The sequence below is a fragment of the Methanoculleus marisnigri JR1 genome (assembly GCF_000015825.1).
GTDB classification, from domain to species: Archaea; Halobacteriota; Methanomicrobia; order Methanomicrobiales; family Methanoculleaceae; genus Methanoculleus; species Methanoculleus marisnigri.
On record NC_009051.1, the window covers coordinates 1,834,706 to 1,851,650 of the forward strand.

The 16,945-nt window shown below is 62.8% G+C and carries 17 protein-coding genes and 1 tRNA gene; 9 read left to right on the top strand and 9 right to left on the bottom strand.

Going from position 1 to position 16,945, the window contains the following annotated elements; all coding sequences use genetic code 11:
* Window positions 1-94 precede the first annotated feature (94 nt).
* The 5 genes from cofG to MEMAR_RS09070 are packed head-to-tail and all read left to right on the top strand — an operon-like array spanning window position 95 to window position 2,759.
* Entirely contained in the window at window positions 95-1,090 is a 996-nt protein-coding gene (gene cofG, locus MEMAR_RS09050) for a 7,8-didemethyl-8-hydroxy-5-deazariboflavin synthase subunit CofG (protein WP_011844673.1), read from the top strand.
* Window positions 1,091-1,133: 43 nt separating this feature from the next.
* Window positions 1,134-1,859 carry a phosphoribosylaminoimidazolesuccinocarboxamide synthase gene (gene purC / locus MEMAR_RS09055; RefSeq protein ID WP_011844674.1) on the top strand — a complete coding sequence of 242 codons (726 nt, stop codon included), beginning with the start codon at window positions 1,134-1,136 and terminating at the stop codon, window positions 1,857-1,859.
* Window positions 1,856-2,098 carry a phosphoribosylformylglycinamidine synthase subunit PurS gene (gene purS, locus MEMAR_RS09060; protein ID WP_011844675.1) on the top strand — a complete coding sequence of 81 codons (243 nt, stop codon included), beginning with the start codon at window positions 1,856-1,858 and terminating at the stop codon, window positions 2,096-2,098. The genes purC and purS overlap by 4 nt, the downstream gene beginning before the upstream one ends.
* Before the next feature lie 15 nt (window positions 2,099-2,113).
* Window positions 2,114-2,470, top strand: coding sequence for a phosphoribosylformylglycinamidine synthase subunit PurQ (locus tag MEMAR_RS09065; protein ID WP_052291863.1), 357 nt, complete (start codon window positions 2,114-2,116; stop codon window positions 2,468-2,470).
* 10 nt (window positions 2,471-2,480) lie between these two features.
* Window positions 2,481-2,759 (top strand): ferredoxin-thioredoxin reductase catalytic domain-containing protein, encoded by a 279-nt coding sequence (locus MEMAR_RS09070; RefSeq protein WP_011844677.1) that lies wholly within the window; start codon window positions 2,481-2,483, stop codon window positions 2,757-2,759.
* 295 nt (window positions 2,760-3,054) lie between these two features.
* Here the strand turns inward: MEMAR_RS09070 and MEMAR_RS09075 are convergent, their stop codons facing one another.
* From MEMAR_RS09075 to ppsA, 7 genes are read right to left on the bottom strand one after another with little or no spacing between them, the layout of a single operon-like run.
* Window positions 3,055-4,704 carry an ABC1 kinase family protein gene (locus MEMAR_RS09075; RefSeq protein ID WP_011844678.1) on the bottom strand — a complete coding sequence of 550 codons (1,650 nt, stop codon included), beginning with the start codon at window positions 4,702-4,704 and terminating at the stop codon, window positions 3,055-3,057.
* Window positions 4,705-4,747: 43 nt separating this feature from the next.
* Window positions 4,748-5,917: an MFS transporter gene (locus tag MEMAR_RS09080; protein ID WP_011844679.1), complete on the bottom strand. Its 1,170-nt coding sequence runs from the start codon at window positions 5,915-5,917 to the stop codon at window positions 4,748-4,750.
* A gap of 5 nt (window positions 5,918-5,922) precedes the next feature.
* Window positions 5,923-6,534, bottom strand: a complete 612-nt coding sequence (locus MEMAR_RS09085; protein ID WP_011844680.1) for an METTL5 family protein — start codon at window positions 6,532-6,534, stop codon at window positions 5,923-5,925.
* Entirely contained in the window at window positions 6,531-7,478 is a 948-nt protein-coding gene (gene dph2 / locus MEMAR_RS09090) for a diphthamide biosynthesis enzyme Dph2 (protein WP_011844681.1), read from the bottom strand. Before dph2 ends, MEMAR_RS09085 begins: the two co-directional genes overlap by 4 nt.
* Window positions 7,462-8,013 (bottom strand): hypoxanthine/guanine phosphoribosyltransferase, encoded by a 552-nt coding sequence (hpt, locus tag MEMAR_RS09095; RefSeq protein ID WP_011844682.1) that lies wholly within the window; start codon window positions 8,011-8,013, stop codon window positions 7,462-7,464. The genes dph2 and hpt overlap by 17 nt, the downstream gene beginning before the upstream one ends.
* A complete protein-coding gene (gene mfnA / locus MEMAR_RS09100; protein WP_011844683.1) occupies window positions 8,006-9,103 on the bottom strand; it encodes a tyrosine decarboxylase MfnA in 1,098 nt (365 codons plus the stop codon). The genes hpt and mfnA overlap by 8 nt, the downstream gene beginning before the upstream one ends.
* The gene (gene ppsA, locus MEMAR_RS09105; RefSeq protein WP_011844684.1) at window positions 9,096-11,384 is read right to left on the bottom strand and encodes a phosphoenolpyruvate synthase; all 2,289 of its coding nucleotides are present in this window, start codon (window positions 11,382-11,384) and stop codon (window positions 9,096-9,098) included. The genes mfnA and ppsA overlap by 8 nt, the downstream gene beginning before the upstream one ends.
* Before the next feature lie 94 nt (window positions 11,385-11,478).
* Between ppsA and serA the strand changes: the two genes are divergently transcribed.
* The 4 genes from serA (at window position 11,479) to MEMAR_RS09125 (ending at window position 15,025) form a co-directional block, all read left to right on the top strand.
* Window positions 11,479-13,062, top strand: a complete 1,584-nt coding sequence (gene serA / locus MEMAR_RS09110) for a phosphoglycerate dehydrogenase (RefSeq protein WP_011844685.1) — start codon at window positions 11,479-11,481, stop codon at window positions 13,060-13,062.
* Between the two features lie 136 nt (window positions 13,063-13,198).
* Window positions 13,199-13,272: transfer RNA gene (locus MEMAR_RS09115), tRNA-Val, on the top strand.
* A 1,086-nt stretch (window positions 13,273-14,358) separates the two neighbouring features.
* Window positions 14,359-14,598: a hypothetical protein gene (locus MEMAR_RS09120; protein ID WP_011844688.1), complete on the top strand. Its 240-nt coding sequence runs from the start codon at window positions 14,359-14,361 to the stop codon at window positions 14,596-14,598.
* Window positions 14,588-15,025, top strand: a complete 438-nt coding sequence (locus MEMAR_RS09125; RefSeq protein WP_011844689.1) for a PIN domain-containing protein — start codon at window positions 14,588-14,590, stop codon at window positions 15,023-15,025. Before MEMAR_RS09120 ends, MEMAR_RS09125 begins: the two co-directional genes overlap by 11 nt.
* A 51-nt stretch (window positions 15,026-15,076) precedes the next feature.
* Here the strand turns inward: MEMAR_RS09125 and MEMAR_RS09130 are convergent, their stop codons facing one another.
* Window positions 15,077-15,607 carry an SRPBCC family protein gene (locus MEMAR_RS09130; protein WP_011844690.1) on the bottom strand — a complete coding sequence of 177 codons (531 nt, stop codon included), beginning with the start codon at window positions 15,605-15,607 and terminating at the stop codon, window positions 15,077-15,079.
* 90 nt (window positions 15,608-15,697) lie between these two features.
* On the bottom strand, window positions 15,698-16,825 hold the full coding sequence (locus tag MEMAR_RS09135) for an acyltransferase (RefSeq protein ID WP_245526583.1): 1,128 nt from the start codon (window positions 16,823-16,825) through the stop codon (window positions 15,698-15,700).
* Window positions 16,826-16,945: the final 120 nt, after the last annotated feature.

Sequence of the window (16,945 nt, forward strand, 5' to 3'; positions counted from 1 at the left end):
GTATAGTTGCCTAAAAATCCCTTCGCGTTCTTCGCGCGAGGGAACGTCGCCCTCACGACCGAAAGTTCATGTGAGACGATGCCGACATGTACCCATGCACCGGCGCGTGATCACCTTCTCAAAGAACGCGTTTCTTCCCCTGACGACGGTCTGCCAGAACCGCTGCGGCTACTGCTGTTTCCGCACTCCCGTGCGGGAAGGGTGCGTCATGGCACCCACTGAAGCAATCCGGACGCTGGAAGCGAGCGCGGCCCTCGGGTGCACGGAAGCGCTCTTCACCTTCGGGGAGCGGCCCGGCGCGGTGCCGGGCTTTAACGAGATGCTCGGGCGGCTCGGCTACGCGGATATCCTCGACTACGTCTACCACCTCTCCCTCGCGGCCATCGAGCGCGATCTGCTGCCGCACACCAACGCCGGCATCCTCACCTACGCCGAACTCGACCGCCTCCGCGAGGTGAACGCAAGCATGGGGCTGATGCTCGAGACGACCGCGGACGTTCCGGCGCACAGGAACTCTCCAGGGAAGGACCCGGCGGTCAGGATAGAGATGATCGAGAACGCCGGGAAGCTCTCGATACCGTTCACGACCGGCATCCTGCTCGGGATCGGCGAGACAGAGGACGACCGCGAGGAGTCGCTCCGGGTCATCGCCGACCTCCACCGGCGGTACGGCCATATCCAGGAGGTGATCGTCCAGAATTTCTGCCCGAAACCCGGGACCGCAATGGAGGGTGCGGCGGTTCCCGGCCCCGACGAGATCGGCGCGGCGATCAGCCTCGCACGCGAGATCCTTCCGGCAGACGTGGCTGTGCAGATACCCCCGAACCTTGCGGACGCATCCCGCCTCATCGGGTGCGGCGTCAACGACCTCGGCGGGGTCTCCCCGCTCACCATCGATTACGTCAACCCGGAGCACCCCTGGCCGCAGCTCGATGAACTCCGGCGGATCGCCGGCGATGCCGAACTCCGCGAACGGCTCTGCATCTACCCGCAGTACATCGAGAAGGGCCGGTACTCCCCCCTGCTCGAACCCCTCATCCGGCGGCTCGCGGAGAGGATTGCCGCACCCGGCCGGGACGCGGGTGCATAACCTCATGACAAATCCCGGACAACACATATCAGGAGATCTGGCCATGAAACAGGTTGACCTCCTCTACACGGGGAAGGCTAAATCCGTCTACCGCACCGACGACCCGGAAGTATACATCATGAAGTTCCGGGACGACATCACGGCGTTCGACGGCGAGAAGAAAGACACCCTGGAAGGGAAAGGGAGATACAACGCGGAAGTTTCGACCTTCATCTTCAGGTACCTGGAAGAGCACGGGATCCGGACGCATTACCTCGCGAGCATCGAGTCCGGCGTCATTGCCGTGCGGAACCTTACGATGATCCCGCTCGAGGTGATCGTGAGAAACGTCGCGGCCGGCTCGATCGTGCGCAACTACCCGTTCCGGGAAGGAGAGCCGCTCGACCCGCCGTTGATCGTCATCGACTACAAGAGCGACGCTCACCATGACCCGATGCTGAACGACGAACTGATCTACGCTCTCGGTCTCGCCACGCCTGAGGAACTCGACCAGATCAAGGCCATGGCGCTCGCGATAAACGAGTTGCTCTCGGATTACCTCGACCTGCGCGGCATCACCCTGGTCGATTTCAAGATGGAGTTCGGCCGGTACAACGGCGAGATTGTCGTCGGCGACGAGATCAGCATGGACTCGATGCGGCTCTGGGACAAAGAGACCGGGACGTCTCTCGATAAGGACGTTTACCGGTTCGGCAAAGGGGACGTCATGGAGACCTATGCCGGCGTCGCGAAACGAATCCTCTCCCCACCCTGGGGCGAGCCTGCATGAAATATACCGTAGCCATCACCATTGGACTCAAAGAGGGGATGCTCGACCCCGAGGCGCGTGCCATCCGGCACGCCCTCGCGAACCTGATGTTCCCGACCGATGACCTGACTACGGCGCGGCTGGTTCGGATCACGCTCGATGCACCGGATGCTGTGGCGGCACGGGAGGAGGCGGCACGGATGTGCGAGCTGCTCCTCGCGAACCCGATCATCCACGACTACACGATCGAGGTCGAGTGAGGTATGAGGTTCGCTATGCTACAGTTCGGCGGCAGCAACTGCGACCGGGACACCCACCACGTCCTCGCGGACGTCTGCGGGGTCGATACGGATCGGGTCCGGTATAAGGACGGACTTTCACGCCTGAACCGCGAAGGAAGGGTCGCGTTTCGGTTCTGCGACGAGCACGGCAACGTAACGCCGGAGAGCAACCCGAACGGGTCGGCGGAGAAAATCGCCGGTCTCCTCTCGGAGGGCAACAACGTGCTCGCGATGATGCCGCACCCCGAGCGGGCGAGCGTGCCCGTGCTCGGGTTGGATGACGGAGTCAAAATATTTAACTCGATGATACCCTATATCGAAGAGTACGGGCGCCAGCGAGTTGTACAATAGGAGTTTTATTATGAGTGAAGAAGGGATCGAAGAGGCGCGGACCAGGGCAAAAGAGTACGCGAAAGAGAAGGGCTACATTTTAAACGTCGACGAGAAGCAGCTCGGGGCGGTTCTCCGCGGGCTCGCCCGGAACAAGGAGCGGTTCGGGGAGGCATACTGCCCCTGCAGGCTCCGGAGCGGCGACCCCGAGAAGGACCGGATCATCGTCTGCCCCTGCATCTACCACGAGAAAGAGATCGAGGAGCAGGGCACCTGCCACTGCCGGCTGTTCTTCAAGAAGGGCGAATAACTTTTTTTCACGGCCCGGCAGCCGTACTGCGCAAATCCGGCCGAGCGGGGCTCGAGCTCCGGTTCTTCGCACCTGAAGGTGCTCACGCTCCGGTTCTTCGCACCTGAAGGTGCTCACGCTCCGGTTCTTCGCACCTGAAGGTGCTCACGCTCCGGTTCTTCGCACCTGAAGGTGCTCACGCTCCGGTTCTTCGCACCTGAAGGTGCTCACGCTCCGGTTCTTACGAACCATCGCGTTACGAACCATCGCGCTACGAACCGTGGCGTTACGAACCGTCGCTCCCGCGCCCCGTCATTCATCGCCGAAGCCCCCGGCTGTGCCTGAAGACGATATAGACCGCGTAGAACCCGACGATCACCGCGAAGACGTAACCCAGCGTCGCGAGAACGGAGACGTAGCCGGGGACCGGGAGATCGGCTATCCGGAGTATCAGCGACGAGCCCACGACGACAGCGGCAACCACCAGCCCGACGATGATCTTGTCGCTCGTCCGGTCGATGACGCCGACGATCCGGTCGAGGTCGTGGTTCTCGAGCTCGAGCGTGACGGTGCCCTCCGAGAGGGTCTTTAACGTCTCGTTCACGTTTCCGGGGATGGCAAGCAGGCCTTCCGCCGCGTCCACGATCGACCGCACCGCGCCCGTCACGTTATCCGGGGAAAGACGCTGTTGCGCGGCAATCTCCAGCAGGTACGGCCGGACCCTCTGGTCGAAGTTGAACGCGGGATCGAGCCGGGTGCCGACGTCCATAACCATGACGATCACCTTCATCATCAGCATCAGGGTGGACGGCACCCGGATATGGTACCGCCGGAGGGTGTCGGTCAGGCCGCGGATCGCGACGGCGAAGTTCACCCGCTCGAGTTTCATCTCCCGGTAATCCAGCATGACGAGGTAGAGGTCGTCCTTTACGGCGTCGAGGTCCGCCGGGTTGATATGCACGTCGAGTTTTCCGAGCGCGGCGATCACGCCTGCGACGTCCTTGCGGGTCATGGCGAGGAGGAAGTCGACAAAGACCCGCCTTCTCTCCAGGCGGAGGACGCCCACGATGCCGTAGTCGAGGAAGACGATCTCCCCGAGTTCGGTCACCAGAAGGTTTCCCGGGTGAGGATCGCCGTGAAAGAAACCGTCGACGAAGATCTGCTGGACGTAGGCGGCAAACCCGGTGTCGGCGATATCTTCCGGGAAGAGGCCGAGGGCCCGGATCGCCTCCACGTCGTCGATCCGCACGCCTTCGACGTAGTCCATGGCCAGCAGACGGGGACCGGAGATTTCCCAGTAAACCCGGGGAATCTTCACGCATTCCAGATCCTGCAGGTTCCGCCTGAGGCGCTCCGCGTTCGCCCCGTCCTGGGTAAAGTCCAGTTCCCGCCGGATCTGGGCCGAGAACTCGTCCATCATACCCTGCAGGTTGTATACCCGCATGTCCGGGAAGATCGACTCCACCCGGGTCACGAGCGACTGCAGGATCAGAAGATCGGTCTCGATGAGGTCGACGATCCCCGGGCGCTGCACCTTGAGTGCGACGACATGGCCGTCCCTCGTCACCGCACGGTGCACCTGCGAGAGGGAGGCCGCCGCGACCGGCTCCTCCTCGATGATGTCGAAACACTCCTCGAGGTTCGGACAGTACTCCATGATCACCGGCCGGATCTCTTCAAACGGAACCGGGGCAACCCGGTCCTGGAGTTTCTGCAGTTCCTCGATCAGATCGGGCGGCAGGAGCTCTCGCCGGGTGCTCATGATCTGGCCGAACTTGATGTAGGTCGGCCCCAGTTCCTCGATCGCAAGCCGGATCCGTTCGTATACCGATCGTTTCTCTTCGGGAGGTCTCCTGAATACCCGCAGCCGTTCGGCCCCGGGAATGACCTCCTCGACGAGAACTCCGAAACCATACTTGACCAGCACATCTGCTATCTGGCGGTAGCGCCGGAGCCGGGTGACCATCGGGGATGAATCCGCACTCCCGGTACTTAAGGGATGGGGCGGATCATCCCCGGGAGGGGAGCCGGCCCCGGACGAGGGATTTCCAGGGGTAGGGGACGAGGAGGAAGAGCGGCACGGCAAGGACGATCGCGAGCGGGATCGTTGCGAGCCCGAGCGTCAGCGTGGTCATATCGGCGATCCAGCCGGTGACCGAGACACCCATCCCGCCCACGCCGACCGCGAGCCCGAGCATCAGGCCGGAGACGAGCCCGACGTTGCCCGGGGCAATCTCGTGGGCCATGGCAACGGTGACGGCGAAGGTCGACCAGAGGATGAACCCGAAGACCATCAGCGCGGCGAGCGAGAGAATGCCGCCGGTGGTGAGGAATATGACGAACGGCGGGATAGCGGTAACGAGCCCGATGATCGTAAACTCTTTGCGGCCGTAGCGGTCGGAGAGCACGCCGCCGACCACCTGCCCCACGACCCCGGCGATGAGCATGCCCGAGACCAGGATATTCGCGGTCACGAGATCGATCCCCCGCATGGTGAGGATGGTGGGGAGGAAGGCGACCGAGCCGAAGATCGCCCATGCTCGCAGGCCCGAGGCCGCGATCAGGAGGACGATCGCCCGGTAAGAGGGTTTGGCGGCGGGGGCGGGCATCTTCGGGACGGCTGCGCGGTCGGGGGCGGGGAGGATACGCCTGAGTACCACCGCCATCACGAGACCGGGGACGGCGAGGACGACGAGACCCGGAAGGCCCATCAGCCCGACGGCGACCCCGGCGCAGATGGGGCCGATCGCGTAGCCGAGGTTGCCGCCGATGACGAAGTAAGAGGTGATCCGGCCCCGGATAGAGTCACTGGCCAGACGGCTGACGGTGCCGAGCGCGCTCGGGTGGAAGAAAGCGTGCCCCAGCGCCGCAACGGCGACGGATGCGAGGACGAGGAAGTAGTTGTCCAGGAGCCCGACGATGGATATGAAGATCGCGCTTATGGCCACGCTCGTGCCGACGTGGACGGCAAACCCCCGGGTATCGAAGACCCAGCCGACGAGCGGCTGCACGAACGACGACGTGAGGTTGTAGACCGTGACGATCAGCCCGGCGAGGAAGAACGAGTAGCCCTGCTCTGCGATGAGGAGCGGCAGGATTGCAGGAAGAACGGGTGAATAGAGGTCAGTTACCAGATGGGCAGCGGAGAGCCCCCAGACGGGTTTGGTATCAACAGTCACGAGTGTCAGATCCTCTTTAACCGTACGACCTCAACCGTGATATCCACTCGGTCTTTGCGGTGGTGCGCAAACGTCCGCCGCATGGGAAACGCGCACCGGATCACCTCCTCGATCGTCGCCCGGCCTTCCGTATAGGCGGCGACGAACGGGGTCGAGCCCTCGTTGAAGATGCCGTAGACCTCCCCCGCGAGTTCGAGCCCGAGATCGATGAACGGCCGGTCGGCGTGCGCCTTCTGCGCCCCGAACGGCGGGTTCATCACGACGGTGTCGCAGGCAAGCGCCTCCCGGTCGAGATCGGGGTCCCGGACGTCGGCGACCTGGAACTCGACGGTGACGCCGAGCAGTTCCGCGTTTCTCCGGGCGACGGCTATCGCGGCCGGGTCGATGTCTATCCCGGTCACGGCCGATGCCCCGAGGAGGGCCGCGCCGCAGGCGAGGATTCCGGTCCCGCACCCGAGGTCGCAGACTGCTCGCCCCTCGATCGCGCCCTGCATCGCGGCATGGTGGAGGAGCCGGGCCGCCACCGGCGCAGGGGTCTGGTACTGTTCGAGCCGGGCCGTCGGCCGCTCGAATCCCTCCAGGCGTTCGAGCCGCATCTCAAGGTGCCGCAGGTTCATGGCGCGAGGTACTCGTCGATGGTGTAGTCGTCCCAGTCCCGGGCCCCGCAGAGGATCTCGAACTCCGGCGGGGTCAGCACCGGGACGGGGAACCGGATCTGGTCGTCGTAGGCGAGCCGGGGGCAGGCGGTGTTCACATAAGCCCCGAATCCGAGGTCGAGCATCTCGGCGGGCGAGACCTCGCGCATCGCGACAAGGAACGCCCGATCCGAGAGAGAAGCGAGCCGCCGGGCAAGGTCCATCCGCTGCTGCCCGCTCTTGGTGCTGACGATGATCCCGTAGTTCGCGGCGTCACGCGCCTTTTCCATCACCGCGGCGCGGCGGCGGACCAGGCGGTCGGCATCCACCTCCTGCGCCTCGCGGGTGTAGGGGTCGAGCGCCACCACACGGGCCCGGGTTGCGAGCCGGATGCCGATGGGGTGGAAGACCCCCGTCCCGACGAAGAGGATCTCATCCGCCCCCGTCGCCCGTGCGGCGGCGAAGTTGCACCCGAGCACCTGCCCGGGGATCGGTGTCCGGCCGTCGCCGGGCGCAACGACCGCCTCGATGCCGTGGTCACGGAGGAACGCCGCCATCGCGCCGAGCAGGTGAACGTGCTGAACGGTGGTGACGAGGCCGACGCGCAGGCCGGTGAGAAGAGGAAGGGCCTTCTCCAGCACGGTTACGTCGAAGTCGAACCGGACGGGCTCGTAGATGACGTTGGGGCGCTCCTCGACCGGCGCGTGGCCGAAGTGGACCAGCACGTCCGCATATAGGAGTGCGTCGAGCGCGAGGTCGCAGCCCCCGTAGCAGGGGTCGCCGCTGACGACCACCTCGAACCCCGCGTCGCGGAGGGCGGCGGCCGTCCCCGGCGCCTGCCGGGCGAGCCCGGCGGGGAACTGAAGGGCGACCGACCGTGCCCCGCGCTCGCGGAGCCTTTCGATGAGATCAGAGACAGGTATCAACAACACGCACCTGCGTCTCGGAGACCTCGATCCTGACCAGGGTCTTGAGCGGGCGGCCGATATCCGCATCGCCCCGGCCGATGACCACGCAGATGTCGGCGATCTCGGCACCAACCTGTTCGATCGCGCTGATGAGAGCACGGAGCGTCCCCCCGGTGCTGCAGACGTCGTCGATGATCACGACCCGGTCGCCCGCGGCGACGCCGTTTAAGTAGAGTTCGCCCTTCGAGTAGCCCGTCGCCTGGTGCACCGCGACCTCCCCGGGGAGATCGTAGGGGCGTTTCCGGACGACCACGAGGGGTATGTCGGTCATCATCGAGAAGGCGACGCCGATGTGAATGCCCATCGCCTCGCAGACGACGATCTTGTCGATCTTCGCAAGATCGAGGTTCCGCACCATGGCGCACCCGATCTCGCGGAGGAGCGCGGGCTCAAGGAGCGGCACCCCGTCGGTGATCGGGTTGATGAAGTAGTTGTACTCTCCCCGCTTCATGACGGGGGAGGTTTCCAGCGAATGAATCAGGCGTTCAAGCATCTGTATCACCCATATCTACAAGGAACTGCTCGACCACGTCGCGGGTGACGTGAGGCATGCAGACGATCCGCATATGCCCGTTCCGGGTCGTCGAGACCCGCCACCCGACGGGTGCACGCTCGCAGGAGAACGTCGCCACGTTGACGTCCGGGGTCACCGCCCTCGGGTAACCGAGCGTCTCCATCCCCTCGATCAGCCGGCGACAGTTCTCCATGCACCCGGCGACCACCGCCCGCATGCCGTCCATCCCCAGGTACTCGAGGACGGCGATCGCCGCGGCCACCGACGCGCCCGGCCGGGTGCCGGCGAGGGTGCACTCCCGCTTCACCGTCAGGTAAGGGGTGTCGACGTTGAGGCACGAGAACCATTCCGCGCTCCGTGTGAGGAGGCAGCCTGCCGGGATGGTGCTCATCCCCATCTTGTGAGGGTCGACGGAGATGGAGGAGACGCCGGGGAGGCTGAAATCGAACGGGACGGGCCGGTCGAGGAACGGGACCACCATCCCGCCGAACGCGGCGTCGACGTGAAGGAAGACGTTCCGGTCGAGGGCGATCTCCGAGAGCCGGCTGATCGGGTCGACCATGCCGTACTCCGTCGTCCCGACCACCCCGACGAGAGCGACCGTGTTATGATCTATGAGGCCGTCGACCGCCTCCGTCTCCATCCGGAACCCGGCATCGAGCGGCACCGTCCTCATCTCGAGCCCGAGGATGTCGCAGGCCTTCGTGAACGAAAAATGGCTCGACGCCGGAACCACCACGTTCGGGGACTTCGCGGATTTGAGTTTCTTTGCGATCCGGAACGCCTGGATGTTCGATTCCGTTCCGCCGCTCGTCGCGTACCCCCCGGCGTCAGGAAGGTGCATCAGGGTGCCGAGCCTCCGGACGAGGAGATCCTCGAGCGCTGCCGTCCCGGGGAAGAGCCCTGGGTCGCCGAGGTTGGTCTCGAGGAACATCGCGTGCGCCCGCGCCGCGACCGGGTGGGGCGGCGTGCACATCGAACTCAGGATATTCCGGTAGCCGAGATCCTCCCGCCGTTTCGACGAGAGGAAGGAGAAAAGGTCTTCCTCAGGGCAACCAACTTCACGCATTTCTTCTCGCCGCATCAAGAAGGATCTGCTGCTCTTTCCGCGCTACGGCCTCGCGGATGCGGGGGACCGCATCGATATTCGCCGAAACGCTGGAGATGCCGTGCTCGACGAGCCACGTGACCATGTCGGGGTCCGAGCCGGCCTGGCCGCAGATGGAGCACTCGACGCCGTTCTCCCTGCAGACGCCGATCGCGTAGTCAATCAGCCGGAGCACGGCAGGGTGCTTGGGCTGGTACATGTCGGCGACGTGCTCGTTGTTCCGGTCGATGGCGAGCGTGTACTGGATGAGGTCGTTCGTCCCGAAGGAGGCGAACCGGATCCCGGCCCGGATGAAGTCCTCGATCAGGATTGCGCTGCTCGGGATCTCGATCATGACCCCGAGGGTCGCGTTCTCCACGTCGACTCCCCATTCCTTCATCATCGCCCGGGCTTTGACGAACTCGTTCGGGTGGTTGACCATGGGGAACATCAAGCCGAGGTTATTGTAGCCCGCGGCCCAGAGCCTCTTGAAGGCCTCCACCTGCAGGCGGAACTGGTCGGGGCTCCGGAGATCCCGGCGGATGCCGCGCCAACCGAGCATCGGGTTGTGCTCGATCGGCTCGTTCTCGCCGCCTTCCATGTTGCGGAACTCGTCGGTCGGGGCGTCGAGCGTCCTGACCCAGACGGGTTTCCCCGGGAAAGCGTCGAGCACTGTCTTGATCCCGCCGTAGAGTTCAGCGATGAACGTCTCTTCCTCACCGTTCTCGATGTACCAGCCGGGAGTCTTCGCGAGGCCGAGGATGAGGTGCTCGATCCGCAGAAGGCCGACGCCGTCCGCTCCGGTTGCGGCGGCCCGCTGTGCTGCCTCGGGGAGAGAGACGTTCACCTTGACGAGCGTGCCGGTGATGACCGGGGCGGCCGCTGCCGCCGCCGGTGCAACTGCCGGGGCCGCAGGTGCCGGCGCCTGAACCGCGCCGTCGTAGATGAGGCCTTTCTCACCGTCGACGGTGACGATCTGGCCGTCCTTGAGCAACTTCGTCGCCTTCTTGGTTCCGACGACTGCGGGCGTCCCGAGCTCGCGGCTCACGATGGCCGCGTGGCAGGTCATGCCGCCTTCATCGGTGACGATGGCGCTGACCCGGCGCATCGCCGGCACCATGTCGGGATTGGTCATCTTGGTGACCAGGATGTCGCCGTCCTTGACGGCGCTCGTGTCCTTGACGTCGCGCACAATCACGACCCGGCCGCTCGCGACGCCGGGGGAAGCCCCCTGGCCTTCGACCAGCACCACGCCGAGCACGCCTTTCTGTTGCCCTGCGGCCCCGCCGTGCGGGATCTCCGGGCGCTTGATCGTCGTTATCGGCCGGGACTGGAGGATGAAGACATCGTCGCCGACGATCGCCCACTCGACGTCCTGCGGGATGTCGTAGTGGTCCTCGGCGATCTTGCCGAGCGTTGCGAGGCGCGCCACCTCCGCGTCGGAGAGCACCGGGGCGGTGCGCTGTTTCGCAGAGAGGTTGACGGTCTTCGTCCCGTGCCTGCCCTCGGGAATGATCATGATCTCCTTCTCGGCGATCAGGCGGTCGACGACCCGCCCGGAGCGCAGGTCGAATACGTAGTTGTCGGGGGAGACACTCCCCGAGACGACGGCTTCCCCGAGACCCCAGGAGCCTTCGACGATCGTCAGGGGCTCGCCGGTGACGGGGTGGGAGGTGAACATGACGCCGGACTTCTCCGAACCGATGAGTTCCTGCACGACGACGGCGATGTTCACGCTCCGGTCGTCGAACCCCTGTTTTGCCCGGTAGTAGATAGCGCGCGCGCCGTACAGCGAGGCCCAGCACCGCTGGACCGCGTCAAGGAGGTCGGTTTCCCCGAGGATATTGAGAAACGTCTCCTGCTGGCCGGCAAAACTGGCATCCGGCAGGTCTTCGGCGGTGGCGCTCGAACGGACGGCGACGACGGTTCCGTCAGCCCCCATCCGGGCGTATGCTTCGACGATCTCCTGTCGGATCTGGTCGGGCATCTCGGCGGCGAGGACGATGTCCTGCACCTCCCGGGAGACCGATTCGAGCGCTCCGTTGTCGTCTACGTCCAGACGCTCCAGCCTGCGGAAGAGTTCTTCTTCGATCCCGGTCTCGATAAGAAATCTTCGGAACGCCTGGGCGGTCACCACAAACGCCTTCGGCACGGGCAGGCCGATAGCCGTCATCTCGCCCAATGAGGCCCCCTTTCCACCTACAGAAATGATATCTTCCTTTTTTATTTCTTCGAGCCACAGAACGTTGGGCATTTCCTTCATGCTCGCACCACACATATACTTCTCACCATCACATAAAAGATTTCGGAGGAAAAAGCATCAATACATATGATGTTGAATTAGTATGGGTTGAACCGTGAAATATAGAGTGCTGGTCAGCGACCCGCTGGCAGAGGAAGGGATCGACATCCTGAGAGAATTCTGCGATGTGGATGTCAACACCGGGCTGACCGAGGATCAGCTTGTTGCTATTATCGGAGACTACGATGGTCTGCTGGTGCGCTCGGGAACAGAAGTGACGGCGCAGGTCATCGACGCGGGAGCAAAACTCAAGTTCATCGGCCGTGCCGGCGCCGGGGTCGACAATATCGATACGGATGCGGCGACGAGGAGAGGCATCATCGTTGCGAACGCTCCCGAGGGAAACACTCTCGCGGCCACGGAGCACACGATGGCGATGATGCTCTCGCTCGCGCGCAATATCCCCCAGGCGACGGCATCCTTAAAGAAAGGCGAGTGGAAACGTTCGAAGTTCATGGGGGTCGAACTGAACGACAAGATCCTCGGGATAATGGGATTCGGGCGTATCGGGCGCGAGGTGGCGAAGCGCGCACAGGCAATGCAGATGAAGTGCATCGCCTACGATCCGTTCATCACCCAGGAGCGGGCCGCAAGCCTCGGCGTGGAGATGGTGCCGCTCGACGAGCTCTTCCGGAGGGCGGATGTGATCACGGTCCACACACCGCTGATCAAGGAGACGCGCCACGTCATCAACGCCGAGACGATTGCGACGATGAGGGACGGGGTCCGGCTGATCAACTGCGCCCGCGGCGGGATCATCGACGAGAAGGCGCTCGCGGACGCGGTTGCGAGCGGCAAGGTCGCCGGTGCGGCGCTGGACGTCTTCGAGAACGAGCCGCCGACGGACTCCCCGCTCCTCGGGCTCGATAAGGTGATCGTCACCCCGCACCTCGGGGCGAGCACGGTCGAGGCGCAGAAGAACGTCGCGGTCTCGGTCGCAAACCAGTGCATCAGCGTGCTTTCAGGCGGCTCTGCAAAGTACGTGGTGAACGCGCCGATGATCCCGGCGGAGCAGCAGGCGCTGGTCGAGCCCTACGCGATGCTCGCGCAGAAGATGGGCAGCCTCCTCATCCAGCTCGTCGAAGGAAGGCTCGAGTCGCTCGAGATCACCTACGGGGGCGAGGCTGCGGGGCTTCCGAACACGAAGTTCGTCACCCGCGTCATCCTGAAAGGCATGCTCGACCCGATCCTGCAGGTGCCGGCCAATATCGTGAACGCGGAGTTCGTGGCAAAGGAACGCGGCATCCGGATGAGCGAGACGACGACGGAGGAAGCGCAGGGGTTCAAGAACATCATCACCATCACCGCGAAGACCGACAGGATGACGGAGACGGTGAGCGGGAGCGTCTCCGGCCCGAACCGCGCGCGGATCGTGAGCATCGGCGGCTACATGACCGACCTGACCCCGACCGGCCACGTGGTCATCTCCCGCCACACCGACAAGCCGGGCGTCATCGGCAAGGCCGCGACGATCCTCGGAAGCGTGAACGTGAACATCGCGGGGATGCAGGTCGGCCGCAACAAGCCCGGCGAAGAGGCCCTGATGGTCCTCACCGTCGATTCTGCGGTGCCGGCCGACGCGATGGACGAGATCAAGAAGATCGACGGCATCCACACGGCAAAGCACGCCGAGATCTGATCGGCCGGATCATCACCACCCCCATTTTCACCGCGTGCCGGCCCCCGATGCGGCGGAGCCGGGACGGGGCGATTTTTGGCGCGTGGCAATAATTTTATACCCGGAGCACCAACCTTATGGATCGTCGGGCAGACACGGGCTCGTGGTCTAGCTGGTTATGACGTCGCCTTGACATGGCGGAGGTCCTGAGTTCGAATCTCAGCGAGCCCATCACCGTTTTTGCGAAACTTTGCTTTTATAAGGTTCTTTCCGGAGAGGATATTCCGGACGAGGCTATCGATGAATCGGGAGATGTTTCTCGCGTTTTCATGCAGGCAATCGTATACTTCCCGTGAGATTGTGATGTGCAATATCAGGCTATCGCGTTTATTTTTCGATTTACTCTTCATAATATCACCTCTGCCCTTGCCCCATGGGGTGTCCGGACACTCGCACCGGAATACAGACATCCTGGTTCGCTGGTGATATTGTAGCACGGGCTAAATATGATGACAGCCTGAGCCACTTAGCCAGAAGGCAAGGGATCTACTCGCACCCTCGATGTTCCAAAAAGGGTATTAAAAGAATGTTATTTCGTGTGCAGTTTTCTATGGCAGTTGGGGCATACAACAAGTAGATTCACTTTTCGATTATCTGCCGGATCCCGATTTTTATGGTGAATGTCGGGTTTCAGACCCTTCAAAGAGGTATGGCATTTCTCACATTTCCCCTTGCACCTAAGCAGAATTTCCGTTTTAATACTTTGAGGGATAGGTACGCGTTTTTTCTTCTCATCGAATTGATCAATGGTGTTTAATCCTGTAAAACCCAAGCCCTCCCAGGTGATCTTTGGCAACACCGGCTCTTTAATCTTCGGAGTTTTCGGCAAGGTGAGTTTAGGTAACTTAATTGGTTCTAAGTCAAAGGGATCCTTTTTCCTTCGAGTAGCCATGCCAACACCTAGTCCTTATGGTATCTACCCATAATCTGCCCTTTTTTTCCCTTATTGGTAGTCCTTTGCCGAATGCGGAAATCTGCATGTGTTTTTGGGTTGTTAATCCTTTCCTTTGCCATAATTATTCCACCAGACAATGAGCAATAACCCATTCGAGTATATAAAAATAGACACCTGAACTTTTTGAGTGAATATTCCATTTTACTATAAGCAAACAAAATCAGAATAGATGTCAACGAATAGCATAAGCACTCACTCCTGGGACTAATTCATCTGGCATGCAACACCAGATTCATCCCCCGGCCAGCATATCCACATACATCTCTCAAACATTTAAATATTTCAACTATCTATGTATACCCATGGGCACGATCACCCTGAGCATCGATGACGGAACGGAGCAGGACTTCCGGAGGCTGGTCGAGAAGATCCTCGGGAAGCGGAAGGGAGCGCTCGGCGAAGCGGCGACCGAAGCGATGAAGATCTGGATCCGGGAGAAGACGCAGGAGGAGGTTGCACAGGACGCTCTCGAACTGACCGAAAAGGCGTACCATCTTGGGGCACGGAAGTATACGTCGAGGAAGGACCTGTATGACCGGTAACCCGCCGCTCATCGACACGAACATCCTCGTCTACCTCTTCGACGCGGACGCACCTGAGAAGCGGCCCATATCGAGGGATCTCGTTACGGCGTGCTGGGAGTCGGAGATGCGCTACTCGGTCTCGGTACAGAACCTCGCGGAGTTCTCGGTGGTCGTGACCGAGAAGGTCGAGAACCCGATGCCGACGGAAGACGTGCAACGATTCATCCGGGACATCCAGGACTTCGAAGGCTGGAATGTTGTCGGCTACGGCAGCGAGACTATCCTCTCCGCCCACGAGATCCGTGATAGGCACAACGTCCACTTCTGGGATGCGCTCCTCGTCGCAACGATGATCGAGTCCCGGATCGGCACGATAATCACCGAAGACGCGCACCTCCAGCGCATCCCCGGAATCACAGTCGTCAACCCGTACCGGGAAGGGTGAGCGGACCGCAGGTGTACCTCCTGCCGTTCATCCCCGTCGCACCCGACAACCCTACTTCTGCAGCCTCTCCAGGAGTTCGTCCAGCCGTGAATAGGAATCCTTCGTGCCTGCCTCCATATCGGACTCCATCATCCCGTCGCGGTCTTCAACCGAGAGGAAGACCGACTGGCCGGTAAACTTCGTCCGGTTGCCGGGCAGTTCCTCGAACTTCGCCACATCCAGGGCGACGTGCCCGGACTCCGGGAGCCCCTCGAACTCGAAGGTCTGGATGATCCGCTCGGGCGGCGTCAGATCGTGGTTCACCCCATGGAACCCGTACTCGTTCCCCTCCTCGTCCGTCTGGACGTACCTCCAGCGGCCCCCGTTCCGCGGCTCGAACGTGTCTATCCTCGTAGTGAGACCCCGCGGGCCGATCCACTGCTTGAAGAGTTCCGGATCGGTGTGGGCCCGGAAGACCAGTTCTCGCGGGGCGTCGAACTCCCGGACGACGAACATATCCTGCTTTCCCGGTTCTGCCGTGATCCGGGTGGGGTTCCGCTCTTCCCGGGCCGGCTCTTCGCTCTTCTGGAGTTCCTGTGCCATTCTGTTCATCTCCTTTTGCACCCCCTGGGGGCTTCATCTTGTTTATAGATTGTCGGCCGTCCCGACGGTGTCGGATTAACGGCACACTCTTCATTGCAGCGGTTCTCGCCGCACCCGCGACTCCCCGAGCACCCACCCGGCGTACGGAACGCCGGAGAGGAGCCGCACGCCCGCATAACTCCCGAGCACCGCCGCGATGAAGACCGCCGGGTAGGTCGGCCAGTCCGCCCACGCGAGCCCCGTGAGCGAGGCCCAGAGACTCGCAGCGGCGGCGATGACGAGCGGGTGGACGAGGTAGATCCCGTAGGAGTGCTCCCCGAATGACCGGGTGGCAGCCGCCGGGCGGCCGGCCGTCTCCTCCAGCCGCCAGGCCGCGAGGACGAGCACCGCGATGACCGGGACGTAGTAGAGCGGCTCCAGGATCCGGTAGATGCAGAAGACCGCGAGCGTCGTGCCCGCGAGGCTCCCGTAATGGATCACGCTCGCGATCCAGATCCCGCCGAGGAGGAGAGCGCCCGCACCGGCCGCGGCGAGAACCCATCCCGGCGGGATCGACCGGAGGGCCGAGCGGCAGTCATCGGTATGCCGGGCGGCGTGGATACCGAGGACGAAGTAGAGGAGGTGCGACGGAAAGAGGCGGATCAGGGCTGTGTACCACTCCGGACCCGCGAACGCTCCCGCGAGGTGGGCGCCCGCGTTCCAGAGGATCTGGACGATGAAGAGAGCGAGGAGGAGGAAGAGGGACGCACCGAACCGGTCGATCCGGTCGTAGCCCCGCACGATGAGCGGGAAGAGAAGGTAGAGCTGGATGATCAGCACGAAGAACCAGAGGTGGTAGGCCGCGTTCCCGAGGAGGAGGGCTTCTGCCACCCTCTCCGGAGAAGGCACCCCCGCGAACCCGATCGTCCCCTCGACCGCGACCAGGAGGTAGAACGCGGTGAAGAAGAGGTAGGGGGGAAGGATCGTCTTCGCCCGGCGGCGGTAGAACTCACCGACCGAGTAGTCCCCCGCATACCGCGCCGCGAGCACCCACCCGGAGACGAAGATGAAGACGGGCACGGCAAAATGGGCGGCGATATAGATGAAGACGTCGAGGAGGGCGAGCGGGTTCACGGCGGGGATCCGGGTGTAGTTCATCGAGACATGGACGGCGATCACGGCGAGGGCGGCAAACCCCCGCATGTACTCGACCTCCCGGAACCAGACCACCGCTGCCACACCTCTCTATCGCCCGCAGGACACTGGATCATCGCAGGCCGGGTATATAACTGCCCGTATACGCAGCGGGTCAGGCACTAATAATATCAGGCGACACCATCATATCAGGAGAGTTGAGTC